General features: G+C 66.7%; 24 protein-coding genes and 1 riboswitch. Of the genes, 11 read left to right on the top strand and 13 right to left on the bottom strand.

What is annotated here, in order from left to right:
- Positions 1-54: 54 nt before the first annotated feature.
- Complete coding sequence (locus ACI0FO_RS13065; protein WP_416027211.1) at positions 55-918, top strand: peptidase; 864 nt, start codon at positions 55-57, stop codon at positions 916-918.
- Positions 919-1084: 166 nt separating this feature from the next.
- Complete coding sequence (locus ACI0FO_RS13060) at positions 1085-2083, top strand: tripartite tricarboxylate transporter substrate-binding protein (protein ID WP_416027209.1); 999 nt, start codon at positions 1085-1087, stop codon at positions 2081-2083.
- 110 nt (positions 2084-2193) lie between these two features.
- On the opposite strand, the gene metF is transcribed toward ACI0FO_RS13060, so the two are convergent.
- The 9 genes from metF to ACI0FO_RS13015 all read right to left on the bottom strand — a co-directional run bounded on the left by metF (position 2194) and on the right by ACI0FO_RS13015 (position 10737).
- Entirely contained in the window at positions 2194-3036 is an 843-nt protein-coding gene (metF, locus tag ACI0FO_RS13055; RefSeq protein ID WP_416027207.1) for a methylenetetrahydrofolate reductase [NAD(P)H], read from the bottom strand.
- Complete coding sequence (locus ACI0FO_RS13050; RefSeq protein ID WP_006224804.1) at positions 3036-3371, bottom strand: phage holin family protein; 336 nt, start codon at positions 3369-3371, stop codon at positions 3036-3038. Before ACI0FO_RS13050 ends, metF begins: the two co-directional genes overlap by 1 nt.
- 120 nt (positions 3372-3491) lie before the next feature.
- The gene (gene ahcY, locus ACI0FO_RS13045) at positions 3492-4910 is read right to left on the bottom strand and encodes an adenosylhomocysteinase (protein WP_416027206.1); all 1419 of its coding nucleotides are present in this window, start codon (positions 4908-4910) and stop codon (positions 3492-3494) included.
- 102 nt (positions 4911-5012) lie between these two features.
- A riboswitch (S-adenosyl-L-homocysteine riboswitch) is annotated at positions 5013-5162 on the bottom strand.
- A 74-nt stretch (positions 5163-5236) separates the two neighbouring features.
- Positions 5237-6277, bottom strand: coding sequence for a glycosyltransferase family 4 protein (locus tag ACI0FO_RS13040; protein ID WP_416027205.1), 1041 nt, complete (start codon positions 6275-6277; stop codon positions 5237-5239).
- Between the two features lie 88 nt (positions 6278-6365).
- Positions 6366-6602 (bottom strand): DUF1289 domain-containing protein, encoded by a 237-nt coding sequence (locus ACI0FO_RS13035; protein ID WP_416027204.1) that lies wholly within the window; start codon positions 6600-6602, stop codon positions 6366-6368.
- Positions 6603-6680: 78 nt separating this feature from the next.
- Positions 6681-7568, bottom strand: a complete 888-nt coding sequence (locus ACI0FO_RS13030) for an alpha/beta fold hydrolase (protein WP_416027202.1) — start codon at positions 7566-7568, stop codon at positions 6681-6683.
- Positions 7569-7586: 18 nt separating this feature from the next.
- Positions 7587-8243, bottom strand: a complete 657-nt coding sequence (leuD, locus tag ACI0FO_RS13025; RefSeq protein WP_416027201.1) for a 3-isopropylmalate dehydratase small subunit — start codon at positions 8241-8243, stop codon at positions 7587-7589.
- On the bottom strand, positions 8240-9661 hold the full coding sequence (gene leuC, locus ACI0FO_RS13020) for a 3-isopropylmalate dehydratase large subunit (protein WP_416027199.1): 1422 nt from the start codon (positions 9659-9661) through the stop codon (positions 8240-8242). The genes leuD and leuC overlap by 4 nt, the downstream gene beginning before the upstream one ends.
- Before the next feature lie 92 nt (positions 9662-9753).
- Complete coding sequence (locus tag ACI0FO_RS13015; protein WP_416027198.1) at positions 9754-10737, bottom strand: tripartite tricarboxylate transporter substrate binding protein; 984 nt, start codon at positions 10735-10737, stop codon at positions 9754-9756.
- Between the two features lie 141 nt (positions 10738-10878).
- Between ACI0FO_RS13015 and ACI0FO_RS13010 the strand changes: the two genes are divergently transcribed.
- Positions 10879-11802: a LysR family transcriptional regulator gene (locus tag ACI0FO_RS13010; protein WP_416027197.1), complete on the top strand. Its 924-nt coding sequence runs from the start codon at positions 10879-10881 to the stop codon at positions 11800-11802.
- A 10-nt stretch (positions 11803-11812) separates the two neighbouring features.
- On the opposite strand, the gene ACI0FO_RS13005 is transcribed toward ACI0FO_RS13010, so the two are convergent.
- Genes ACI0FO_RS13005 through ACI0FO_RS12995 form a run of 3 tightly spaced genes read right to left on the bottom strand, consistent with a single transcriptional unit; the run spans position 11813 to position 14246 of the window.
- Entirely contained in the window at positions 11813-12454 is a 642-nt protein-coding gene (locus tag ACI0FO_RS13005; RefSeq protein WP_050446162.1) for a flavin reductase family protein, read from the bottom strand.
- Between the two features lies 1 nt (position 12455).
- Positions 12456-13235 (bottom strand): GntR family transcriptional regulator, encoded by a 780-nt coding sequence (locus tag ACI0FO_RS13000; RefSeq protein WP_416027196.1) that lies wholly within the window; start codon positions 13233-13235, stop codon positions 12456-12458.
- 48 nt (positions 13236-13283) lie between these two features.
- A complete protein-coding gene (locus ACI0FO_RS12995) occupies positions 13284-14246 on the bottom strand; it encodes a polysaccharide deacetylase family protein (RefSeq protein WP_416027194.1) in 963 nt (320 codons plus the stop codon).
- A gap of 230 nt (positions 14247-14476) precedes the next feature.
- Between ACI0FO_RS12995 and ACI0FO_RS12990 the strand changes: the two genes are divergently transcribed.
- The 3 genes from ACI0FO_RS12990 to ACI0FO_RS12980 are packed head-to-tail and all read left to right on the top strand — an operon-like array spanning position 14477 to position 19064.
- Positions 14477-15667 carry an ABC transporter substrate-binding protein gene (locus ACI0FO_RS12990; RefSeq protein ID WP_416027193.1) on the top strand — a complete coding sequence of 397 codons (1191 nt, stop codon included), beginning with the start codon at positions 14477-14479 and terminating at the stop codon, positions 15665-15667.
- 26 nt (positions 15668-15693) lie between these two features.
- Positions 15694-16572, top strand: a complete 879-nt coding sequence (locus ACI0FO_RS12985) for a branched-chain amino acid ABC transporter permease (protein ID WP_105555834.1) — start codon at positions 15694-15696, stop codon at positions 16570-16572.
- Positions 16572-19064, top strand: coding sequence for an ATP-binding cassette domain-containing protein (locus ACI0FO_RS12980; protein ID WP_416027191.1), 2493 nt, complete (start codon positions 16572-16574; stop codon positions 19062-19064). The genes ACI0FO_RS12985 and ACI0FO_RS12980 overlap by 1 nt, the downstream gene beginning before the upstream one ends.
- Before the next feature lie 361 nt (positions 19065-19425).
- Here the strand turns inward: ACI0FO_RS12980 and metK are convergent, their stop codons facing one another.
- Positions 19426-20589 (bottom strand): methionine adenosyltransferase, encoded by a 1164-nt coding sequence (gene metK, locus ACI0FO_RS12975; protein ID WP_183014010.1) that lies wholly within the window; start codon positions 20587-20589, stop codon positions 19426-19428.
- 286 nt (positions 20590-20875) lie between these two features.
- Between metK and ACI0FO_RS12970 the strand changes: the two genes are divergently transcribed.
- From ACI0FO_RS12970 to xerC, 5 genes are read left to right on the top strand one after another with little or no spacing between them, the layout of a single operon-like run.
- Positions 20876-21745, top strand: a complete 870-nt coding sequence (locus ACI0FO_RS12970; protein ID WP_416027189.1) for a lysophospholipid acyltransferase family protein — start codon at positions 20876-20878, stop codon at positions 21743-21745.
- 43 nt (positions 21746-21788) lie between these two features.
- Positions 21789-22679 (top strand): lysophospholipid acyltransferase family protein, encoded by an 891-nt coding sequence (locus ACI0FO_RS12965; RefSeq protein ID WP_416027187.1) that lies wholly within the window; start codon positions 21789-21791, stop codon positions 22677-22679.
- Positions 22680-22710: 31 nt separating this feature from the next.
- Entirely contained in the window at positions 22711-23622 is a 912-nt protein-coding gene (gene dapF / locus ACI0FO_RS12960; RefSeq protein ID WP_416027185.1) for a diaminopimelate epimerase, read from the top strand.
- 4 nt (positions 23623-23626) lie between these two features.
- Complete coding sequence (locus tag ACI0FO_RS12955; RefSeq protein ID WP_416027183.1) at positions 23627-24304, top strand: DUF484 family protein; 678 nt, start codon at positions 23627-23629, stop codon at positions 24302-24304.
- A 22-nt stretch (positions 24305-24326) separates the two neighbouring features.
- Entirely contained in the window at positions 24327-25340 is a 1014-nt protein-coding gene (gene xerC, locus ACI0FO_RS12950) for a tyrosine recombinase XerC (RefSeq protein WP_416027181.1), read from the top strand.
- Position 25341 lies beyond the last annotated feature (1 nt).

The following is a 25341-nucleotide window of genomic DNA, read 5'->3' as shown; positions in this document are numbered from 1 at the left end:
CGGCCGAACCCGCGCCGCAATACAATGCGGCGTGGTTTTTCCAAATTTCCGATCATGACTTACTGCGTAGCAGCCCGCCTCGACGCCGGCTTGGTTTTCCTGTCCGACTCCCGCACCAATGCCGGCGTCGACCAGATCAGCGTCTTCCGCAAAATGACCGTCTTCGAGCGCCCGGGCGAGCGCGTCATGGTCCTGATGACCTCCGGCAACCTGGCGGTCAGCCAGGCCGTGCTGCATGCGTTGACTCGCCAACACGACGATGGCGGCGACACCATCTGGAACGCGGCCGACCTGTTCGAGGCCACCCGCTGCGTCGGCGCCGCCGTGCGCGAAGTCTATCAACGCGAAGCCCCTGCCCTGCACGAGCAAGGCGTAGACTTCAACGTCAGCATCATTTTCGGGGGACAGATTGGCGCCGAGCGCTGCCGGCTGTTCCAGGTCTATTCGGCGGGCAACTTCATCGAGGCCGGCCAGGAGTGCCCGTACTTCCAGATCGGCGAAGCCAAGTACGGCAAACCCATCCTGGACCGCGTGCTGCGTCCCGACACCTCGCTGGACGAAGCCGCCAAGTGCGCGCTGATCTCGATGGACTCCACGCTGCGCTCGAACATCTCCGTCGGCCTGCCGCTGGACCTGCTGGTCTACGACACGAACGCGCTATGCGTCACACACTTCGCCAGTATCGACGAGCACAACCAGTACTTCCGCATGATCCGCAGCACGTGGGGCGAACGCCTGCGCCAGGTCTTCGCCGAGATCCCGGACCCGCTGTGGACCAACCCGGACGACCCCGGTTCACTGGTGCCGCCCAGCCGCGTCCATCAACCGCTGCGCCTTGAGCCCGCCAACACGCCGCAGCCCAGCTACCCCACGCCGCAGGTGCTGGCCGAAGACCCGGGCAAGGACCAGGCGAATTAAGGCCTGCTTGGTCGTCGCTGAATAGCGCAATACCGCGTAAACCCGCCTTTCCCCCAGCCGAAGCCCGGCTTGTGAAACGGCAAATTCTCATCCTTGGCCTGACACGCGACACTGGTGCCGGCCCGCGCTGCGTTCGCGGGCCCGAGACAACCACAAGGAGCGAGACATGCCCCCCATTTTCACGCGCGCGGCGACGCGTGCCGCCTGGCCCCTGCTGGCCCTGTCCTGCTTTGCCTGGGGTTCCGCCAGCGCGCAAGGCGCATATCCGAACCATCCCATTTCGCTCGTCGTGCCGTTCGCGGCGGGCGGGCCCACGGACGTCGTGGCGCGCAGCCTGGGCGCCTCCATGGCCAAGACGCTGGGCCAGAGCATCATCATCGAAAACCGCACCGGCGCGGGCGGCACGCTGGCATCCCAGCATGTGGCGCGCGCGGCGCCGGACGGGTATACCTTCCTGATCCACCACAACGGCATGGCCACCGCGCCGGCGCTGTATCGCAAGCTGTCGTTCAATCCGCTGACGGATTTTGCCTACGTTGGCCAGGTGGCGGACGTGCCTATGACGCTGCTGGGCCGCAAGGACCTGCCGGCCGACGGCATGGCGGGCTTCATCAAGTACGCAAAAGAGAACGGCAACAAGGTCAACCTGGCCAACGCGGGATTGGGCGCGGTGTCGCAACTGTGCGGCATGCTGCTGCAAGAGTCGCTAGGCGTTCAGTTCACGACCGTGCCTTATGCCGGCACGGCGCCGGCCATGACCGCGCTGTTGGGCGGCCAGGTCGATGTACTGTGCGACCAGACCACGCAGACCATCCCGCAGATCAAGGCGGAACGCGTGAAGCTGTACGGCGTCACGACACTGGACCGCATCAAGGCCCTGCCGAACGCGCCAACCCTGCAGGAAGGCGGTTTGAAAGGCTTTGAAGTGAAGGTGTGGCACGGCGTTTATGCGCCCAAGGGCACGCCGCCGGAGGCTATCGAGAAGTTCAATGCGGCGCTGCGCGCGGCGCTGAAGGATGCGGCCTTCACGCAGAAAATGGCCGAGCTGGGCGCCGAGATCGTGCCCGAAGCCAAACAGACGCCGGCAGGCCTGCAGACGTGGCTGCAAGCCGAGGTCGACAAATGGGGCGGCATTATCCGCAAGGCGGGCGTGTACGCGGATTGATCGCAGCGGCCGTGCGAGGCGTATCTCGCACGGCCCGCCCTGCGATTCAATAGCGAAAAAAAAGGCCGGCGGATGCGCCGGCCTTTCGCATTGCGCACGCGGCGCGACGCTTACAGCGCCAGTTCTTTCCACACCGCCAGCGGCGCTTCCGCATGGTTCAAGGTGTAGAAGTGCAGGCCCGGCGCGCCGTTGTCCAGCAGGGTTTGGCAGAGTTCGGTGACCACGTCCACGCCGAAGGCGCGGATGGAAGCCTTGTCATCGCCAAACTCCGCCAGCCGCAGCCGGATCCAACGCGGCACTTCCGCGCCGCACATTTCCGAAAAACGCAGCAGCTGCGTGTGGTTCGTGATGGGCATGATGCCCGGCACGATCGGCACGCGAACGCCCTTGGCCTGGGCCCGATCGACGAAGTCGAAATAAGCGTCGGCGTTGAAAAAATACTGCGTGATGGCCGCATCGGCGCCGGCATTCACCTTGGCCACGAAATGGTCCAGGTCCGCGGACGGATTGGCCGCTTGCGGGTGCGTTTCGGGATAGGCCGCGACTTCGATGTGGAACCAGTCGCCGGTTTCCTCGCGGATGAACGACACCAGTTCGTTGGCGTAGCGCAATTCACCCGCATCGCCGCCCATGCCCGAAGGCAGGTCGCCGCGCAGGGCAACCACCCGCCGCACGCCCTCGTTCTTGTAGGTCTGGAGGATGTCACGCAGGTCTTGGCGCGTGGCGCCCACGCACGACAAGTGAGGCGCCGCATCGCAGCCCAGGTTGCGCAGCGTGCGCACGGCATCCGCCGTGCCGGCGCGCGTGGAACCGCCCGCGCCGAAGGTCACGCTGACGTACTTGGGCTGGATGGCCAGCATCTGCTTGGCCGCGCGGACCAGCCGTTCCTGGCCGGCCAGATCGCGCGGGGGGAAGAATTCCAGACTGAAAGCGGGAGACATCGAATCGGACATTAGGGGATCAGTTTGGTAAGCAGGCCAGAGATGATGCTGTAGAGGATCGCGCCGCCCACGGCCCACCAGAACCCGTTGACCTGGAAGCCCTTCAGCACGGAGCCGACGAACCAGAACAACAGGGCGTTGATGACGATAAGAAAGAGCCCGAGCGTGACGATCGTGATGGGAAGCGTCAGCAGCACCAGCACCGGCTTGACCAGCATATTCACCAGGCCCAGCACCAGCGCCGCGATCAGCGCCGATCCGAAACTGGCCACGGCGATGCCGGGCAACAGGTAGGCAACGGCCAGCAGGGCCACTGCGTTCAGGATCCAGACGAGTATCAATGTCACCATGTTCGTTCTCCTGTAAGCGCTGCGCGGCCCCTTGATCGCCAAGCGACGCCGGGGAACCCCGCGGTTCGGAAAGCCCGCGCCAACATGGCGCGGCACTTCCCTATTTTGCTACATGCATCAATAGCGGTAGTGGTTCGGCTTGAAGGGACCTTCCACCGGCACGTTGATGTAGTCGGCCTGATCCTGGCGCAGCGTCGTCAGCTTCACACCCAGTTTCTTCAGGTGCAGGCGGGCGACTTTCTCGTCCAGGTGCTTGGGCAGCACATAGACTTCGCCGGACTTGTAGGCTTCGTTGCGCGTGAACAGTTCGATCTGGGCGATGGTCTGGTTGGCGAACGAGGACGACATCACGAACGACGGGTGACCCGTGGCGCAACCCAGGTTCACCAGGCGACCCTGGGCCAGCAGGATGATGCGCTTGCCGTCCGGGAAGATCACGTGGTCGACCTGCGGCTTGATCTCTTCCCACTGGCAATCCGCCAGGCCGGCAACGTCGATTTCGTTGTCGAAGTGGCCAATGTTGCAGACAATCGCCTGGTCTTTCATCGCGTTCATGTGGTCGCGCGTGATGACGTGGTAGTTGCCGGTGGCGGTGACGAAGATGTCGCCGTGGGCAGCGGCCTCTTCCATCGTCACGACCTTGAAGCCTTCCATCGCGGCTTGCAGGGCGCAGATGGGGTCGACTTCGGTGACCCAGACTTGTGCGCGCAGCGCGACCAGCGCCTGGGCGCAACCCTTGCCCACGTCGCCGTAGCCGGCCACGACCGCGATCTTGCCGGCGATCATCACATCGGTGGCGCGCTTGATACCGTCCACCAGCGATTCGCGGCAGCCGTACAGGTTGTCGAACTTGGACTTGGTGACCGAGTCATTGACGTTGATGGCGGCAAAGGCCAGTTCGCCCTTTTGCGACATCTGGTACAGGCGGTGCACGCCGGTCGTGGTTTCTTCCGTCACGCCCTTGATCAACGCCAGGCGGGTCGAATACCACTTGGGATCGCGCTTGAGCGTTTCCTTGATGGCGGCGAACAAGATGCGCTCTTCGTCGCTGCCCGGGTTGGCCAGCACCGAAATATCCTTCTCGGCCTTGGTACCCAGGTGCAGCATCAACGTGGCGTCGCCGCCGTCGTCGAGGATCATGTTGGCGTTCTGGCCGTTGGGCCATTCGAAGATCTTGTGGGTGTACTGCCAGTACTCTTCCAGCGTTTCGCCCTTGACGGCGAAGACCGGCGTGCCCGACGCGGCGATCGCGGCGGCGGCGTGGTCTTGCGTGGAGAAGATGTTGCACGAGGCCCAGCGCACTTCGGCGCCCAGGGCCACCAGCGTTTCGATCAGCACGCCAGTCTGGATGGTCATGTGCAGGCTGCCTGCGATGCGCGCGCCCTTCAACGGCTGCGCGGCGGCGAATTCTTCGCGGATGGCCATCAGGCCGGGCATTTCGGTTTCGGCGATGGCGAGTTCGCGGCGGCCCCAGCCTGCCAGCGACAGGTCGGCAACCAGGTAATCGGAAAAGGATTTATCAGTTACAGCGTTCATGGTGTGTGTAGGCTCCACGTGAATTTCGAACGGCGCACGATATGGCCGGTCAACGCGAATACACCACGACAGTCGAGTGCTCGCCTTTCCCGCCATATGCGACAAAGGTGAGCGCCGTTGCTGTAGCGACGCGCAGGGCGCGGCGCTTGAACAAGGATTCCTGAGCCTGGCGAGCCGGGTTCCACTTGGCATGGCTGTATGAGATCACAGCATGAAGGGAACCACAGGGTCGTCGCAACGCTCCTCAGGATTGCGAAGGATTGTACCGGTTTGGCGTGCCGTCCGGAAACCCGTCCCCGAAAATTTCCCCCGGCGCCCGCCGGCTTTCACCCCGCGCGGGCCAGCGACGGCCGCGACGACGCGTCCGCCACCAGCGGCACCAGCGAATCCAGCAGGTCCGACGCCACCGAATCCCAGCTGCGGGTCAGCGCGTGCGCCCGCACCGCGTGGCGGTCAAGCGGCAGCGCGGCGTGGCAGGCGTGGGCCAGGTCGTCGTCCAGGCAGCCGGTGACGCCTTCCGTCACCACGGCAAGCGGCGCTTCGCTGCGGAACGCCGCCACCGGCGTGCCGCAGGCCATGGCCTCCAGCATCACCAGGCCGAACGTGTCTGTCAGGCTGGGGAACACGAAGACGTCCGCCGCGGCGTAGAAACCCGGCAGCGCGTCGTCCTGCTGCATGCCCAGAAAGACCGCGTCGGGAAAAGCCTTCTTCAACCGCGCCTCGTCCGGGCCGGCGCCCACCACGACCTTGCTGCCCGCCAGCGGAAGCGACAGAAAAGCGTCCAGGTTTTTTTCGCGCGCCACCCGTCCCACGCTCAGATAGACCGGCCGCGGCAGGTGGGCGAAGGCGGCGCTATCCGCCGGCTGGAATTTGCGCGGATCGACCCCGCGCGACCAGACTCGCAGGTTTGCCAGCCCGCGCCGCACCAGAACGTCGCGCACGGTGGGGGTTGGCACCAGCACACATTGCGAAGGGCGATGAAACCAGCGCAGATAGCGCCACGGCAAGGCCGCCGGGATGCCCATTCGCGCCTGCAGATAGTCGGGAAACATCGTGTGGAACGAGGTCGTGAACTGCCAGCCGCGCGCCAGCGCCATGCGGCGCGCGGCCAGGCCCAGCGGCCCTTCGGTGGCGATGTGCAGCGCGTCGGGAATCGTGTCGCCCAGGATGCGCCGCAATTGACGCCCCGGCTGCAGGCATAGCCGCAGGTCCGGTTCGGATGGGGCCGGAATCGTCCGGCTGCCCTGCGGGTTCACCACGATCAGCTCGTGGCCCCATTCATTCAGGATCTGCTGCATGGTCGTCCAGGTGCGGACGACGCCGTTGACTTGCGGATGCCAGGCATCCGTAACCAGAACGATGCGCATGATAGGGCCGGAAGTGGGCGATAACGCGATTTAGCCCGCGCGATATGACATGCCCAAGACGGCCGGGCGTGCCGACCGCCGTTCGCGCTTAATTGTTGCGCCGGGGATACCCTTGCGCCTTGATGCGGATCCAGACTTCGCGCTTTTCCTCTTCCGTCATGAAGACCCAGTTGGCGACTTCCATGGCGGTGCGGCCGCAGCCGCGGCAGATATCGTCGAACAGGGTCGAACACACGGCCACGCAGGGCGAGTCGGTCGCTTTGAAGACGCGTTGCGCGTCGTCTGGATCGGGCAATTCGGAAAGATCGGCGAAGTAACGATTCATGGGGCGAAGGTTACCACCAGGGGTGCGTCCCTTATTGGATAGCCCTATCGCCCGCCCCGGCTTGATTGACAGCCCCGGCTACCGCCATCCAAAGAACGCGCCCGCCTCTTCCAGCAGCGCGTCGGGGGTTTCTTCGGCCAGGTAGTGCGCCCCGGGCAACGATGCCCCCGAGACCTCGTCGGCAACCGCGCGCCACAGCCCCAGCACGTCGAAATTCTTGCCGACGGCGCCACGCTCGCCCCATAGCGCGCGCACCGGCATCCGCAGGCGCTCGCCGGCGGCGCGGCTGGCGCGGTCATGGTCCAGGTCCAGCGTGGCCGACGCGCGGTAGTCCTCGCACAAGCCCGTGGCCCAGCCGGGCTGCCGGGCCGCGCGTTCGTATTCCGCCATGGCTTCGGCGGAAAAATGGGCCAGGCCGCCCGGCCGACCGCCCATCACCGAGCGCAGGTAGAACACGGGGTCGTGCCCGATCATGGTTTCGGGGCCGGGCGCCGGCTGAATCAGCCAGAACCAGTGGAAGTAAGCCTGCGCAAAAGCCCGCGTCGTGCCCTCGTACATGTCCAGCGTGGGCGCGATGTCTAGCAGCATCATGCGCGACACGGCGCCGGCATGATCCAGCCCCATCCGATGCGCCACCCGGGCGCCGCGGTCGTGCGCCAGCACCTCGAACCGCTCATGGCCCAGTGCGCGCATCACCGCGATCATGTCGGCCGCCATCTGACGCTTGGAATGGGCGGAATGATCCGCCGTGGCCGCGGGCTTGCCGCTGTCGCCGTAACCGCGCAGGTCGGCCGCCACACAGGTGCGGTGCCGCGTCAACTCGGGCCACACACGGTGCCAGATGGCATGCGTCTGCGGGTGGCCATGCAGCAACAGCAGCGGCGGCCCGGACCCGTCGATGCGCGCGGCAATGTCTATGCCATCGACCGGGATGCGGCGCACGGGCAAGTCGAAGAATGCGGTCATGGGTACTGCCTCCTGTGGTTACTTTGGCCCCGCGTCCAGACGGTCGCGCACTGTGCGCGCGACGTCCTTCATCCAGGGGTGGCGCGCCCAGTGGGCCGCTTCGAAACGTTCCACCTCGGGCAATTGGGCCAGCGACGCGCCCACCATGTCCTGCCCCTGCGCGAACATGCGGCGGTGCCGTTCCGGCAACGTGAAGCCCGCCGTCCAACCGTCGCCGGCACGGACCTGGCCCGCCATCACGTCGACGGCCACCCGATTGCCGCCCGCCACGCCCGTATTGGACACCCGCGCGAGCAGCGCGTCGACCTCGGTCGGCGGCAGGCTGACCAGCAGCAGGCCATTGTTTAGCGCATTGAAGTAGAAGATCTCGCCAAAGCTCGGCGCGATCACCGCGCGGATGCCGAACTGCTGCAAGCCCCACACCGCATGTTCCCGGCTGGAGCCGCAACCGAAGTTGGGGCCGGCCACCAGCAGCGATGCGCCGGCGTAGGCGTCCTGGTTCAGGACGAAGCCGGGGCGTAGCGCGCCATGTTCGTCAAAGCGCAGGTCGTACAGCAGGCCGCGATCCAGCCCCGCCTTGTCGATGATGCGCAGAAACTGCTTGGGCATGATCTGGTCGGTGTCCAGATTGGAAAACGGCAGCGGCGCGGCGATGCCTTCGATCATCGGATTCATTTGGCTTGCTCCCAGTCGCGGGCATCGACGATGCGGCCGGCCAGCGCGGCCGCGGCCGCCATGGCCGGGCTCATCAGGTGCGTGCGCCCGGCCCGCCCCTGGCGTCCTTCGAAATTACGGTTGGTAGTGGAGGCGCAGCGCTCACCAGGCCGAAGCACGTCGTCGTTCATGGCCAGGCACATCGAACAGCCCGGCTGGCGCCATTCGAAACCGGCGTCGATCAGTTGCGCGGCCAGCCCCTCGGCTTCGGCTTGCGTGCGCACCGCACCCGACCCCGGCACGACCATCGCGCGCACGCCGGCGGCGATCTTGCGGCCGCGCACCATCGCCGCGACCACGCGCAGGTCTTCGATGCGGCCGTTGGTGCACGAACCGATGAACACCCGGTCGATCGGCACCCCGGCGATCGGCATGCCGGGCGCCAGGCCGATGTAGTCCATGGCCTTTTCCAACGCCAGCCGGGCCAGCGTGTCGGGTTCCGCTTGCGGATCCGGCACCCGCCCGGTGACCGGCATGGCCTGATCGGGGCTGGTGCCCCACGTGACAAAGGGTGCGATGTCGGCCGCGTTGAACACGTGTTCGACATCGAACGTCGCACCGTCGTCGGTGCGCAGCGTGGCCCAATAGCTGCGCGCCGCGCGCAACGCCTCGCCGCGCAAGTGGGGCGCATGCGCGGCGACATACGCGTCCGTGGTCGCGTCCGGCGCGATCAGCGCGGCGCGCGCGCCGGCCTCCACGGTCATGTTGCACAGGGTCATGCGGGCTTCGGCCGACAACGCGTCGATCGCCGCGCCGCAGAACTCCACGGCGTGCCCCCGCGCGCCTTGGGCGCCGATGCGATGCACCAGATAAATGACCAGGTCCTTGGCGGACACGCCAGCGCCCAGCACGCCGTCGACCCGGACGCGCATGTTGCGCGCAACGCGGTAGACGAGCGTCTGCGTGGCCAGGATGTGTTCGACTTCCGACGTACCGATGCCGAAGCCCAACGCGCCCAACGCGCCATAGGTGGTGGTGTGGCTGTCGCCGCACAACACCACCATGCCGGGCAGGATCATGCCGTGCTCGGGCGCGATCACGTGTTCGATGCCTTGCAGCGGGTCGGTGGTGTCGAACAGCGCGATGCGCTGGGCGTCGCAATTGCGTTTCAGGTTCAGGGCCTGGCGCGACGACGCGTCGTCGGGAATCACGCGCAGCGGCGCCGGCACCGGATGCGTGGGAATAATGTGGTCCACCACCGCCATCTGCTGCCCGGGGCGCAGCACGCCACGGCCACGCGCGGCCAGGCCGCTGAAGGCTTGCGGGCTGGTGTATTCGTTCATGATGTGCAGATCGACGTAAAGCAGAATGTGCTCGTCGTCGATGCGGGCCACTTCATGGCTGGCCACCAGTTTGTCGTATAGCGTCATGCCGGGCATGTCTTGTCGTCCTTGATTGCGGCGCCCACGACCAACCGCGGGCGCATCCTGCGGCAAGGGCCTGTCAACCTGACAGGCGCCTCGCATTACCTCTAGTTGGCCTGGATACCGGCGTCCTTCACGATGCCCGCCCAGCGTGTCATCTCGGCGGCCACCATGTCGTCCGTCTTGGCCGGCGTGGAAATCAGGGGTTCGAACCCTTCCTTCTGCATGCGTTCTTTCAAAGCCTGTGACTGCAACGCTTCGGCCAGCTTGGCGTTCAGCGTATCGATCACCGCTTGCGGCGTACCGGCCGGCGCGCTAACCACGAACCAGGTGTTGAACGCATAGCCGGGCAGGCCGGATTCCGCGATGGTGGGCACGTCGGGCAACAGCGGCGAACGCGTGGTGCCGGTCACGCCCAGCGCGCGGAGCTTCTTGCCGTCGACTTGCGGCTTCGCTGCGGACAGCACGGGGAAGCTCATCTGCACCTGGCCGCTGATGGTGTCCACCATGGCCGGGCCGCCGCCCTTGTACGGCACATGCAGGATCTGCGTCTTGGATACGGACTTGAACAGTTCGGCGGCCATGTGGAAGGTGCTGCCCGTGCCCGCTGAACCGAAGCTCAGGTCATTGGCAGGCCGCGCGCGAACATAGGCCAGCAGCTCGCTCACGCTGGCGACCGGCAACGTGTTCGTCACCGTCAGAACGTGCTGCGACGTGCCCACCGTGCCCACCGACCGCAGATCCTTTCTGGTGTCGAAAGGCATGTCTTTGAACAGCGCGGGGTTGATGGCCAGCGACATCGTGTTGATCGCCAGCGTGTAGCCGTTGGGCTGGGCGCGCGCCACGGCGGCCATGCCGATGTTGCCGGAAGCGCCGGCCCGGTTCTCCACGATCACGCTCTGGCCAAGGGCTTGGCCCCACGCGTCTGAAATCAGCCGCGCGGCGATATCCACGCTGCCGCCGGGCGCGAACGGCACGACAAGCGTCACGGCGCGCTCGGGAAACGCGTTGGCGGCCACGGCGGCAAAGCTCCAACAGGATGCAACGGCAAGGGCGGCGCAGACCGCGCCGGCCACGGGTTTGAATTTCATTCCTGGTCTCCTCGGTTGGCCGCGTGGGTGCGGCTCTATATCGGTAGGGCCAGTGTATAAGCCGGTTTAATTCTTATAATTGCGGGCCAGACTAAATCTTTATTAAATTTAATTTATAAATAACGTTTACCAGGCCCGCCCATGGACGCCCTTTCCGACCTTGCCTTCTTCTCACTGGTGGTCAAGCACGGCAACCTGTCCGCCACCGCGCGCGAACTGGGCCTGACGCCGCCCGCCATCAGCGCGCGATTGGCCCGGCTGGAGCAGCGGCTGGGCGTCAGGCTGCTGAACCGCACCACACGGCGGGTCAGCGTCACGCAAGAGGGCGAGCTGTATCTGGCGGAAGGCACCCGCATCCTGGCTGACCTGGAAGCCCTGGAACGGTCGGTCTCAAGCGCCCGCGCCCAGCCGCAGGGCCTGCTGCGGCTGAACGCCACGTTCGGTTTCGGGCGCGCCCACATCGTGCCGGCCGTCTCGGACTTCGCGCGCCAATTCCCGGACGTCGAAGTGTTAATGCGGCTGACGGACCGGCCGCTGAATCTGATCGAGGAAGGCTTCGACGTGGCCGTGCGTTTCGGCGACCTGCCCGACGCCCGACTGACCGCACGCAAGATCGCATCCAACCGGCGGCTGCTCTGCGCGTCGCCCCGCTACCTCGACACTTACGGCGAACCCCGCGCGCCGGGCGACCTGCAGCGCCACCGCTGCATCGTGGTGCGCGAGAACGACGTGGCCTACGGCACCTGGCGGTTGGAATCCGGCCAGCGCGCCGAAACCGTCAAAGTGCGCGGTCCGGTCAGTTCGAATGACGGCCAAAGCGCGTTGGAATGGGCCCTGGACGGCCACGGCATCGTCATGCGGTCCGAATGGGAAACCGCGGCCTACCTGCGCGCGGGCCGGCTACGCGAAGTGTTGGCGGATTGGCGCACGCCGTCCGCCGACATTCACGCGCTGTATCCCGAACGCCTGAACCTGCCGGCCAAGACCGTCGCGTTCGTGGAGTTCCTGACGCAGCGTTTCGCCCGGCACCTGCGCCCGCCGGGCGGCCACGGCGCCGTCTGGTGAAGGCCGCGCCTTAGATTTCGTCGATCGCGGTGCTGGCCGCCGTTCCCGCAGGCGCGTCCCCCGCGCCGATCGCGTAGCGGTCGCGCGTCGTGACGTAGAAGCTTGCGCCGAAACGCCCCACCGGAAAATAGTCCTGCAGGCGCACGCGCCAGGTTTCCGTGTCGATCAGGCCATCGCGCGCATGCAGCCAGCGCACCTGGCCAATGAAGATCTGCCGGCTGGCGGTTTCCATCGTTTCATACAGCGTACATTCGAAGGCAACCGGCGCCTGCACGATGCGGGGCGGCTTGACGTGGTGGCTGGGCGCGGCGTCCAGCCCGGCGTGGGCCAGTTCACTGACGTCCGCCGGCAGACGGTCGCCGCAGCGGTGCATCTTTTCCGCCATCGCTTCGTCGGTCAGGTGCACCACGAATTCCTTATCGCGGGCAATGTTGCGGGCCGTGTCCTTCAAGCCGCCGTCTTCCAGCCGGTTGATGCTGACCATGACAATCGGCGGGTCTTCGCCCAGCATGTTGAACATGCTGAACGGCGCGGCGTTGACCACACCGGTTTCGGACAAGGTGGTGATCAGCGCGATCGGCCGGGGCACGATCAGGCTGGCCATCAACTTGTAGCGCTGGTATTCGGTGATTGCGTCGAAATCGATTTCCATGTCAGGCCAGTCCCAGCATCTGGGCAAGAGTTTGCGCGGGTTGCGGGCGTTCAAGGCTGATACGCCGCTCCAGGTCCGCAAGGTGGTTGTCATTGATCTTCACGGCTTCGGCTACGTCGCCGCGTTCCATCAGGTCCACGATCAGCACGTGCTCGCCGTGTTCGCAGGCGGCGTTGCCGGGCGGCTCGTACAGCGCCACGATCAGCGAGCACCGCGACACCAGTTCGGCCAGATAGCCGTGCAGGATCGCGTTGCCGGAGAGTTCGCCCAGACGCACGTGAAAGGCGCTGGCCTGACGCGCCCACGCGGGCTGCCCGGCGCGATGCAGCAAGGCGTGTTCGTCGCGCAATTGCTTGCGCAAGGACGCGTAGTCGGCCTTGGTGGCCCGGGCCACGGCCAAGGGCAGCAACGCCGCTTCCAGCGCGCGGCGCGCCTGGAAAATCTGGCGCGTATCTTCGGGCGTGGGCTCGGCCACCACCGCGCCGCGGTTGTGGTGCAAATCCACGACGTGCTCGTGCGCCAGCCGCTGCAGGGCTTTGCGCGCCACGGACCGCGACACGCCGAACAGCTCGCAGATCGCGGCCTCGGGCAGTTTCGTGCCGGGCGTCAGCCGCTGGCTCATCACGCTTTCGTACACGGCTTCGCAGATGCGGCGCTCCATGTCGCTGTCCGGCGCGGCGTCGGCATGGCCGGCGGCATCCGGGGCGACAACAGGCGGAGCGGCCGGCTTGCTGCGGGCGGCGGGCTGGCCGCGGGGTTGGGCGGGGCGACGGGTAGGCATGCGGGACTCGGTTGGGCTGACAGAGAAAGGGAATCGAAAAACCGGCGGCTAACGCGCGGCAGCGGCGCCGGACGGCAGGCTATCCACATGGCGGCAGATTTCGCCCGGCGTGGTGAACCAGATCTCGCCCCGGTCGCGCGCCGCAGCCAACGGCGCCAGCGCCCGGCGCAGGTGCCGCAGCCGGTAAGGCTGCCCCACAATATAGGGATGCAGCGCAATGCCCATCACCAGGGGCTGGCGAACGGCTTGCGCGCGCATTTCCTCGAACTGATCAAGAATCATATCGGCAAAGTCGCGGGCGTCCATCTTGCGGCCCATGATCATCGGGATGTCGTTGAGTTCCTGCGGATACGGAATGGCCCAGAGATCGCCCGCGCGGGTGCGCATCCGCATGGGCTGGTCATCGTGGCACCAGTTCAGCGTGTAGCGGTAGCCCGCCTCGGCCAGCAGGTCCGGCGTGGCGCGGCTTTCCGATATCCATGGCGACAGCCAGCCCGCCGGGGCTTGGCCGGCGTGCTGGCGGATGCGGTCGCGGCAATGCGCCAGCAGCGCGCTTTCTTCGGCTTCGGGCAGGCCGCCCTGGCGATGCGCGTTGCTGTAGCCATGCCCGATCAGTTCATCGCCGCGCGCCAGGAAGGCGTCGACCAATTCCGGGCAGTGCTCGTACAGCGCGGTGTTGAGCAATACGCCCGCAGGCAAGCGCAGTTCGTCGAACAGTTCCAGGCAGCGCCACGCGCCCACCCGGTTGCCGTACTCGCGCCACGCGTAGTTCAGCACGTCGGGATGGGGCGAGGCCGGTCCCAGTTCAGCCCCCAACCCCTCGCCAAAGGCGAAGTGCTCGATGTTGAAGCCCAGGTACACGGCCAGGCGCGCGCCGTTCGGCCAGGCGTAATCCCCCCGGCCGGTGATCGGCTGATAGGCGAAGCGGCCATGGCAGGCCAGCGGCGCGGGCGCCCATGCGGACGCGTCGCCACGCCCCGGATTAGTGCTTGAAAGCAAGGTTGGATTCATTTTGGTGCAAATCCTGATGCATGATTGTTAACAAAATCTCGGAATCTTTGTAGACAAAACTTGGATCTGACGCGGACAAACCACGCCTGAAGACGCCACATTCCCCCTCGTGACAGCGCGATCGCCGCAGCTGGCGGCCGGTTGGGACCAGATGGCATGGATCTTGCATGGGGAAACCAGGCAGCCCTTAACCCCATGCAAGATCCGTTCCACTTTTCCAGGAGTGCCCAATGGTCCCGACCCGCCGTTCCTTTTTGCTTCGCGCCACCGCCGCCGCCCTCTTCACGGCCGGCTTGACCCTGCAACCGGCGCTTGCCGCCGACCCCATCAAGATCGGCCTGATCACGGCGCTGTCCGGCGAGTCGGCACGAGCGGGCGAAGCGCTGACGCGCGGCATGACGATCGCCATCGACGAGATCAATGCGAAAGGCGGCCTGTTGGGCGGCCGCCAGATCGTGCTGGTGCGGCGCGACGACGAAGGCAATCCCGCCAAGGGCATGGCCGCCGCGCGCGAATTGATCTTCAAGGAAAAGGTCGCCGTGCTGTTCGGCGGCCTGGACACGCCGGTCTCGATGGCGATCGTGCCCATCGTGAACCAGGAAAAGGTGCCGTTCATGGGGCCGTGGGCGGCCGGCACCGCCATCACGCAAAACAAGGGCAACCCGAACTTCGTGTTCCGCGTGTCGGCCATGGACGAGATCGTGGACAGCGCGATGGTCCAGTACGCGCAAAAGACGTTCCAGAGCGCAAAGCCGGGCATGATCCTCGTGAACAATCCGTGGGGCGAATCCAACGAGAAGGGCCTGAACGCCGCGCTGGCCGCGGCCAAGATCACGCCCGCCGGCGTCGAGAAATTCCAACCCAACGACCTGGACGTGGTGCCCCAACTGAGCCGCCTGAAGGCCGGGGGCGCCGACACGCTGTTCCTGGTCGGCAACGTCGGCCCGTCGGCGCAGGTCGTGAAATCGCTGGACCGCATGGGCTGGAAGGTGCCGATCGTGTCGCACTGGGGCCCCGCGGGCGGCCGCTTCACCGAGCTGGCCGGCCCCAATGCCAAGAACGTGCACTTCGTGCAGACCTACAGCTTCTTCGGCAAGCAGGGCCCGGTGGGCGACAAGGTGATGCAGGCGCTGAAGGCCAAGTATTCCGACATCAAGGGCCCGCAGGACATCACGCCTGCCGTGGGCGTGGCCAATGCCTACGACGGCATGCAGCTGGCCGCGCTGGCCATCGCGCAAGCCGGTTCTACCGATGGCGACGCGGTGCGCCAGGGCTTCTACAAGATCGACAAGTACGACGGCCTGATCAAAACCTATGAACAGCCCTTCACGCCCACTTCGCACGATGCGCTGCGCGAAGACGATTACGTGTGGACGCAGTTCATCGATAACCGCATCCTGCCCGTCAAAGGCGCGCAGTAAACAGCTGGTCCACGCGGGAGACGCGCATGTTGTTGATGTCCGCCATCGTCAGCGGCCTGGGTCTGGGAAGCATGTACGGGCTGATGGCCCTGGGCTTTTACCTGACCTACGCCGTGTCCGGCACGGTGAACTTCGCCCAGGGCAGTTCCATGATGCTGGGCGCCGTGCTGACCTTTACGTTCGCGCAGACGCTGGGCTGGCCGCTGGCGCCCGCCTTGCTGGCGGCGCTGGCGCTGTGCGCGCTGTACGGCCTGGTGGTCGAACGGCTGGCCGTGCGGCCGTTCGCCAGCCGGGGCTCCAACGCCTGGCTGATGTCCACGGTGGCGCTGGGCATCGTGCTGGATAACGTGGTGATGTTCACGTTCGGCAAAGAGCCGCGCAGCCTGCCGTCGCCACTGGCGCAGGCGCCGCTTGAAATCGGCGGGCTGGGCCTGGGCGTCTACCCGTTGCAGCTGCTGATTCCGCTGGTCGGGCTGGTGCTGGCGGCGGCGCTGCACACGCTGTCGCGCCGCACGCGCTGGGGCGTGGCGCTGCTGGCGGTCGTGCAGAACCCCAGCGCGGCACGGCTGATGGGCATTCCCGTGCGCCGCGCCATCATGGCGGCGTTTGCCGTATCCACGCTGTTCGCCGGCGTGGCGGGCGCGCTAGTCGCGCCGCTATTCAACGTGCAGGCCGACATGGGCACGCTGTTCGGCCTGAAGGCCTTCGTCGTCGCGATCCTGGGCGGCATTACCAGCGCCTGGGGCGTAATGATCGCCGGCCTGCTGTTCGGCGTGGTCGAAGCGCTGATCACGGTGGCGCTGGGCTCCGGATATACCCAGATCATCAGCTTCACGCTGGTGATCGTCATGCTGGCCGTGCGTCCCAACGGACTCTTCGGCCGCGCCGATGTCAGGAAGGTCTGATGAATAAGCGACTTGCATCGCGCTGGCTGCCGCTGGCGCTCTACGCCCTGCTGGCAGCGGCCGGCCTGGCCCTGGCGGCCACCGTCAACGGCTACTACGTGTTCGTGCTGGGCAATGTGGCGCTGTTGGCGCTGGCCGGCATCGGGCTGAACGTACTGCTGGGGCTGACCGGGCAGATGTCGTTCGGCCACGCCGGTTTCTACGCCATCGGCGCGTACACCGTGGCGATCCTGACCGGCCAGGCCGGCTGGAGCTTTTGGCTGGCCTGGCCGGCGGCGGCGCTTATCGCCGGCGCCTTCGGCCTGCTGCTGGCCCTGCCCGCGCTGCGCGTGAAAGGCCCTTACCTGGCGATGATCACCATCGCCTTCGGCTTCATCGTCGAGCACGCGCTGATCGAAGGCGGCGAGCTCACCGGCGGCCAGAACGGCTTGATGGGAATCGTGCAACCGTCGCTGGCCGGCATCGGCGGGGACCGGGGCGTGGCCATGCTGGCCATCGTGGCGGCATTCGTGGCGCTGGCGGCCTACGCGCTGCTGTCCCGCGGCACGTGGGGCGCGGCGATGCGCGCCGTCAAAGACAGCGAAACGGCCAGCGAGTCCATCGGCATCAACCCGCTGGCGGTCAAGGCCGTGGCGTTCATGGTGTCGGCGGCGGTGGTGGGCCTGGCGGGCGGCCTCTACGCGCCGCAGGCCGGCATGATCACGCCGCACAACTTCAACTTCATGCAGTCCATCCTGTTTGTGCTGGCGGTGACGCTGGGCGGCGCGGGATCGTTGGCCGGGCCATTGCTGGGCGCGGTCGTCGTCGGACTGCTGCCAGAGCTGCTATCCAGCCTGGAGGAATACCGCCTGTTGTTTTTCGGGGCCTTCCTGCTGGTGGTGCTGTGGGCCGCGCCGGACGGCGTGGCCGGGCTGCTGTCGCGTTGGCGCCGCAACGCGGCGGGCCATGCGCTGACGCCGCGCCAAGGCAGCCCAATGCCGGCCGGCGGACGCCCCCGGCGCATCTTGCGCGCCGACGCGCTGACCATGACTTTCGGCGGCGTGCGCGCCGTGCAATCGGTGTCGTTCACCGTGCCGCCAGCGGCCGTGACGGCGTTGATCGGACCCAACGGCGCAGGCAAGTCGACCGTCATCAACATGCTCAGCGGCTACTACCAGCCCACCGCCGGCGCGGTGGCGCTGGGCGACACGCCACTGGCCGCGCTGCCAGCCTACCAGGTGGCACGCAGCGGCATCGGCCGCACCTACCAGACCTCGCAGCTGTTCGACACGCTGAGCGTGGAAGACAACGTGGCGCTGGGCATGGTGCGTGGCCGGCTGGGCGGGCTGCTGGCGTCGCGGCGCTTCCGGGCCCCGGACGCGCGCGAACGGGCGCGTGCGCTGTTGGCGTTCTGCGGTTACGAAGGCGCGCTGGACATCCCCGCCGCCGACCTGCCCCACGTGGACCGGCGCTTGGTGGAGATCGCCCGCGCGCTGGCCACCGATGCCGACATCCTGCTGATGGACGAACCGGCGGCGGGCTTGTCCCGCGAAGACAAGACGCGGCTGGCCGGCCTGCTGCGGCGCATCGCCGAGGCCGGCGCGGGCGTGTTGCTGGTGGAACACGACATGGCGCTGGTGATGGGGGTGTCGGACCACATCGTCGCCATCGACGCCGGCCGCGAGCTGGCGCAAGGCAGCCCCGCCGACATCCAGCAATCGCCTGCCGTGCGCCAGGCCTACCTGGGCGATGACGCCGCCCGGCGCGCCCCGGCATCACGGCAGCGGCCAGCCGGCGCCCCCATCGCGCCCGAAGTGCTGGGCGTGGGCAATCTGGTGACCGGCTATGGCGCCAACCCCGTGCTGCACGGCATCGACCTGCAAGTACGGCAGGGCGAAATGGTGGCCTTGCTGGGCGCCAACGGCGCGGGAAAATCCACCTTGATGCGCACGCTGGCCGGCCTGCATCGGCCGGCGCAAGGCGGCATGCATCTGCAAGGGCAGGAATTGAATGGCCTGGCCGCCGACCGCATCGTGGCGCGCGGCCTGGTGCTGGTGCCCGAAGGCCGCCAGGTCTTTCCGGGCCTGAGCGTGCTGGACAACATCCGCTTGGGCGCTTTCCTGCATCCCCACGACCGCGAAGCGCGCGTGGAAGAGATGCTGACGCGGTTTCCGCGTCTGCGTGAACGCTTGCACCAACGCGCCGGCCTCTTGTCTGGCGGCGAACAGCAGATGCTGGCGATTGCCCGCGGCCTCATGTCCAAGCCCGTGATCCTGCTGCTGGACGAACCGTCGTTGGGCCTGGCGCCCAAAATTATCGACGAGTTGTTCGACGCGCTGGACCAGCTGCGCACGGAGTCCATGACGATCCTGCTGGTGGATCAGATGGCGGCGCTGGCGCTATCGCTGGCCGACCGCGCCTACGTGCTGGAGTCCGGCCGCGTCGCCGCGCAAGGCACGGCGGCGGAAATCGCGCAGGACGGCGCGCTGGCCCGCGCCTACTTGGGCGCCTGAGGCCCCGACGCGGCTTCGCGGCGGGCGGCGGGATATCGCAAGCCGACTATGACGCCGCCCTTGCTGATGCCCGCCTGCGACCAGGCCGCGCAAGCGCTGGACGCCGAAGACGTCCGACCGGGCGCAGGAGGGGCGGAGCGCAAGACGTCCCATTACCCGAGCGCAGGCGCTTAATGCGCGCAGCCCATCAAGCAGCGGTTGCGTTATGGCTAAAGTTGCCAAGAAATCATCGCTGCTTGATGGGTTGCGCGCGCTTGAGGCCGGTGTTCTTGTGTACGGAATCTCGCGCTCCACCCATCCTACGTGCGAACCAAAGCAAAAAGCCCCTGCATCCGCAGGGGCTTTTCCGTGAAGAACCGCTTTACAGCGCCTTCTTCAGGTCCTGGACCTTGTCCGTGGCTTCCCACGAGAACTCGGGCTCGGAGCGGCCGAAGTGGCCGTAGGCGGCGGTCTTCGCGTAGATCGGGCGCAGCAGGTCCAGCATGTTCACGATGCCCTTCGGACGCAGGTCGAAGTGCTCGCGCACCAGCTTGGCGATCTCGTGGTCGGGGATGACGCCGGTGCCTTCGGTGTAGACGGTGATGTTGATCGGTTCGGCGACGCCGATGGCGTAGCTGACCTGCACCTGGCACTGGCGCGCCAGACCGGCGGCCACGATGTTCTTGGCCACGTAGCGCGCGGCGTAGGCGGCCGAACGGTCGACCTTGGAAGGATCCTTGCCCGAGAACGCGCCGCCGCCGTGGGGGCAAGCGCCACCGTAGGTGTCGACGATGATCTTGCGGCCGGTCAGGCCGCAATCGCCTTGCGGACCGCCGATGACGAAGCGGCCGGTCGGATTGACCAGGAACTTCGTGTCCGGCGTGATCAGGCCTTCGGGGAAGCTCGGCTTGATGATGTCTTCAATGACGGCTTCGCGGATGGTCTCTTGCGTGACTTCCGGCGCGTGCTGCGTCGACAGCACCACCGTATCGACTTCCGCCGGGCGGCCGTCGACGTAGCGGAACGTCACTTGGGACTTCGCGTCCGGGCGCAGCCACGGCAGGCGGCCATCCTTGCGCAGTTCGCTCTGGCGCTGCACCAGGCGGTGCGCGTACCAGATCGGAGCGGGCATCAGGTCGGGCGTTTCATCGCACGCGTAGCCGAACATCAGGCCTTGGTCGCCCGCGCCCTGGTTCAGATAATCTTCCGAGCTGCGGTCCACGCCTTGGGCGATGTCGGGCGATTGCTTGTCGTAAGCAACCAGCACGGCGCAACCCTTGTAGTCGATGCCGTATTCGGTGTTGTCGTACCCGATGCGGCGGATGGTGTCCCGGGCGACCTGGATGTAATCGACGTTGGCGGTAGTGGTAATTTCACCAGCCAGGACGACCAGGCCCGTGTTGCACAGGGTTTCCGCCGCGACACGCGCGTTGGGGTCCTGCGTGAAGATGGCGTCCAGAATCGAGTCGGAAATCTGGTCGGCAACCTTGTCGGGATGCCCTTCGGAGACGGATTCGGAAGTGAAGAGAAAGTCGTTATTGGCCACAGATACGTCCTTAGTGTCCGGCCTTGCCGGCGCATAGGTTCACGAGGCGCGTTGCACCCCTGACTGCATGGCTTACGCTAATCTGGGCGCGACGCTTTAGCGGATTTGGCAAAGGCCGCGCAATGCGCTGCACCCTGCCGTCGCCCCGCAAGTTGTCGGTTAACTCGGCGACTGAGCGCATTTTAAGCGAAAATGCCGTTCTTATGCTCACGCCCGGTATGTAAACATATTCCCGGAAACCCGGCATCCCGTGGCATGACCGTGCCCGTCCTTACCCATCCGCCGAATGCTGCTTGCCCTGTTCAGACTCTTTGCCGCCTTGCCGCTACCCGTCGCGCACGCCATCGGGCGCCTGGCCGGGCTTGCCGTCTACGCCTGGCCCGGCAAATATCGGCGCCGACTGCAGGCCAACGCCGCCCAGGCCGGCTACCCCGGCGCGGCGTTCGCCCGCCAAGCCGCGGCCGAGACCGGCGCCATGATCCTTGAAAACCCCCGCGTCTGGTTCAAGAATGAGCAAAGCCTGGCGCAGGTGGTGTCGGACGACAACGACATCGTCACCGCCGCCCGCGCCGAAAACCGCGGCATCCTGTTCCTGACGCCCCATCTGGGCTGCTTCGAGATCACCGCGCGCTACCTGGCGCGCCAGATGCCGATGACGGTGATGTTCCGTCCTCCGCGCAAAGACATCCTGGCCCCGCTGCTGGAAACGGCGCGCAACAGTTCCGCCGTCAACGCCGTGCCCGCCACCATGCAAGGCGTGCGCGAGTTCGTGCGCGCGCTGCGCCGCGGCGAATCCGTCGGCATGTTGCCCGACCAGGCGCCCAGCGTGGGCGACGGCGTGTGGGTGCCGTTCTTCGGGCGTCTGGCCTACACCATGACCCTGCCCAGCAAGCTGGCCTCGCAAACCGGGGTGCCCATCATCCTGACCGCCGGCGAACGGCTGCCCAAGGGCCGCGGCTGGCGCATCCACTACGTGCGGGTGCCTGAACCCCTGCCCGCCGACCCCGAAGCGCAGGCGGCCCTGATCAACGCCTCGATGGAAACGCTGATCCGCCGCTGCCCCCAGCAATACCTCTGGAGCTACAACCGCTACAAGACCCCGCGCGGCGCTCCGCCAGCGCCCGACGCCGGCACGGCGCCCCCCGCCGCTTCCTGAAAGCGCCCGCCCGTCCCGAGCAGCCCGGTCTTATCCTACCGCCATGAATGATCCGAAAACGCGCACGCTGGTCACCCTGTTGAAATGGTTCAGCCGCATCAAGCCGTCGACGCGCCAGCGCATCGGCGCGGTGCTGGGCTGGCTGGCCCCCCGGCTGGCAAGATCCCGCGCGCACATCGTGCGCCGCAACCTTGCCCTGTGCTTTCCCGACCAGCCCGAGTCCGTGCGCGAGCAATGGCTTGCCGACCACTTCCGGGCGCTGGCGCAATCCATCGTGGACCGCGGCGTGCTCTGGTACGGCACGGCCGAGGCCGTCAAGGAGATGGTTACGCAAACCGGTGTCGAGCGCATCAACGAACTGATCGTCCAGGGCCGCCCCGTGATCCTGCTGGCGCCGCACTTCATTGCGCTGGACGCGACGGCCACCCGACTGACCCTGGAACTTCCCAGCGCGGCCACCATGTACACCCCGCAGAGCGACCCGCACATCGATGCCGTCGTCGCGGCGGGCCGCGCCCGCTTCAACGAAGTCTTCCTGGTCAGCCGCAAGGACGGCGTGCGCGATCTGATCCGCCACCTGCGCGCGCCGCGCCCGGTCTATTACCTGCCCGATATGGACTTTGGCCGCCAGGGTTCGGTGTTCGTGCCGTTCTTCGGCGTGCAGGCCGCCACCCTCGTGGCCACCGCCCAATTGGCGCAAAAATGGAACGCCGCCGTACTGCCGGTCGTGGGCTTCTGGAATCCGGATACGGGCCGCTACCACGTGGACGTACTGCCCGAGCTTGCCGATTTTCCGGGCGAGGACTCACTGGAAGCCGCCACCGCCCGCTTGAACCGCGAGCTGGAATCCTGGGTGCGCCGCTGCCCCAGCCAGTACTACTGGGTGCACCGCCGCTTCAAGACTCGCCCCCCGGGCGAACCCAAAGTCTATTGAACGTCCGGCCCAGGCTGTCCGCGCCTTAATAATGGGCGATAATCCCGGGATGAACTGGAACTTCACCAAAATGCATGGCGCGGGCAACGATTTCGTCGTGCTCGACGGGGTCCGCCAGACCATCGAGATGACGCCCGAACGGGCGCGCGCCTTGGGCGACCGGCACTTCGGCATCGGCGCCGACCAGATCCTGCTGGTCGAACGCGCCACCCGGCCGGACGCCGATTTCCGCTATCGCATTTTCAATTCCGACGGCAGCGAAGTCGAACACTGCGGCAACGGCGCCCGCTGCTTCGTGCGCTTCGTGCACGAACAGGGCTTGTCCGACCGCAATCCGCTGCGCGCCGAAATCGCCACGGGCATCCTCGTTCTGGACGAAGGCGACGACGAACAAGTCACCGTCGAAATGGGCAGCACCCGCTTCGACCCTCCCGCCCTTCCCTTCGACACTGCCGGCCTGGCTTCGCAACGCCAGGGCGAAGACACCCTTTGGGAACTGGAACTCGACACGCCCGCCGGCGTGCCGGCCAAGGTGCTGCTGTCGGCCGTAGCCATTTCCAACCCGCACGCCGTGCAGGTGGTCGACAACGTCGACACCGCCCCCGTCGCCGTGCAAGGCCCGCTGATCGAAACCCATCCGCGCTTTGCGCGCCGGGTCAACGCGGGCTTCATGCAAGTGGTCGACCGCCACAACATCCGCCTGCGCGTGTTTGAGCGCGGCGCGGGCGAAACCCTGGCCTGCGGCACGGGCGCCTGCGCCGCCGTCGCGGCCGGCATCCGCCGTGGCCTGCTGCAATCGCCCGTGCGCGTGCAGACGCGCGGCGGCGTGCTGACTGTCGCCTGGAACGGCGAACAGCTCCGCATGACCGGCCCGGCCGAATCCGTATTCACGGGGCAAGTCGACATCGACAAGCTCGTCTTCTCCATGGCGCTGAACCGCTGACCCTATGACTGATACCGCATTCACCGCCCACGACATCGCCGCCTTCCTGCAAGAGCACCCCGGCTTTTTCGACGAGCACGCTGACCTCTTCGCCACCATGCAGGTCCCGCATCCGCATGGTTCGCGCGCGATTTCGCTGGGCGAACGCCAGATCCTGACGCTGCGCGAACGTAACCGCGAACTGGAATGGCGTTTGAACGAACTGGTGCGCAACGCCACCGCCAACGAGAGCATTGGCACGCATGTCGCCAAATGGTGCAGCCGCCTGCTGTCCGAAAACGACGCGCAGCGCGTGCCAGGCGAAATCGCCCTGGGGCTGGCGGAACAGTTCGAACTCAACCACGTGGCGCTGCGCCTGTGGGACTTGTCCGAACTCGCCCCCACCGGTTACGGCGAACCCGTCTCGCAAGACGTGCGCACATTCACCGACAGCCTGAAGACCCCGTATTGCGGCACCGATACCGCGTTCGAAGCCGCCAGTTGGCTGGATGGCAAGCCGAAGTCGCTGGCGCTGGTGCCGTTGCGCCTGGAAGCCGACGGCCCCGCTGTCGGCCTGCTGGTGTTGGGTTCAGACGACCCCGAGCGCTTCATCCCGGAAATGGGCACGGCGTTCCTGGAATCCATCGGCCAACTGGCTTCGGCGGCGCTGCATCGCCTGAATCCGGCTTCGCCGAAGGCGTAGGGCAACACCCGGGCGGGCGCACATGACCCCCACCACGCGCAACGCGCCGCCGCTCGACTCCCCGCCCGCCGACGCGGGCGCGCAAGCCTTGCCCGATCCGATGCGCGCCTGGCTGCGCCATCTGGAAACCAACCGCCGTTATTCGCCCCACACGCTGGACGGTTACCGGCGCGAACTGCACTTCCTGACCGAGCTCGCCGACAAGGCGCGCCTGCCGCTGGACAAGATCGCGAATGGCCACATCCGCCAGTTCGTCGCGCGCCTGCATGCACAGGGCCGCGGCCCGCGCAGCCTGGCCCGCACACTGGCGGCCTGGCGCGGTTTCTACCAATGGTGGGCGCCGTCGATGGAACTGGCCGGCAACCCCGTGGCCGGCGTGCGCGCGCCCAAAGCCCCGCGCGGCCTGCCCAAAGCCCTATCCGTGGAACAGACACAGGCGCTGCTGGACCGCCCGCCGGCCAAGGTCGCGAACGAGCCCGCCGCGCTGCGCGACCAAGCCATGCTTGAACTGCTGTATTCCAGCGGGCTGCGGCTGTCTGAACTGGTGGGGCTGGATCTGCGCTACACACGCTCGGCCGGCTATGAATCCCGCGGCTGGCTGAAGCTGGACGAAGCCGAAGTCGAAGTGCTGGGCAAAGGCGGCAAGCGCCGCTCGGTGCCGGTAGGCCGCGCCGCCGTCGACGCCTTGCAGAAATGGATTGCGGCGCGGCCGCGCCTGGCGCCGCCCGGCGCCGCGCCGGAAGATGCCGCGGCCCTGTTCCTGGGCGCGCGCGGCAAACGCATTTCTCCGCGCGTCGTGCAACTGCAATTGGCGCAGATCGCGCAACAGGCCGGCCTGCCCACGCATGTGCATCCGCACGTGTTGCGCCACAGTTTCGCCAGCCACGTGCTGCAGTCGGCGCAAGACCTGCGCGCCGTGCAAGAAATGCTTGGCCACGCCAACATCTCTACCACCCAGGTCTACACGCGTCTGGATTTCCAACATCTGGCCAAGGCCTACGACCAGGCCCATCCGCGCGCTGGCCGCAAATCCTGAA

It is taken from the genome of Achromobacter marplatensis, assembly GCF_049060505.1.
Lineage (GTDB): Bacteria > Pseudomonadota > Gammaproteobacteria > Burkholderiales > Burkholderiaceae_B > Achromobacter > Achromobacter marplatensis_A.
The sequence above is the reverse complement of the archived record's forward strand: the minus strand, read 5'-3'. Positions and strand labels throughout refer to the sequence as shown.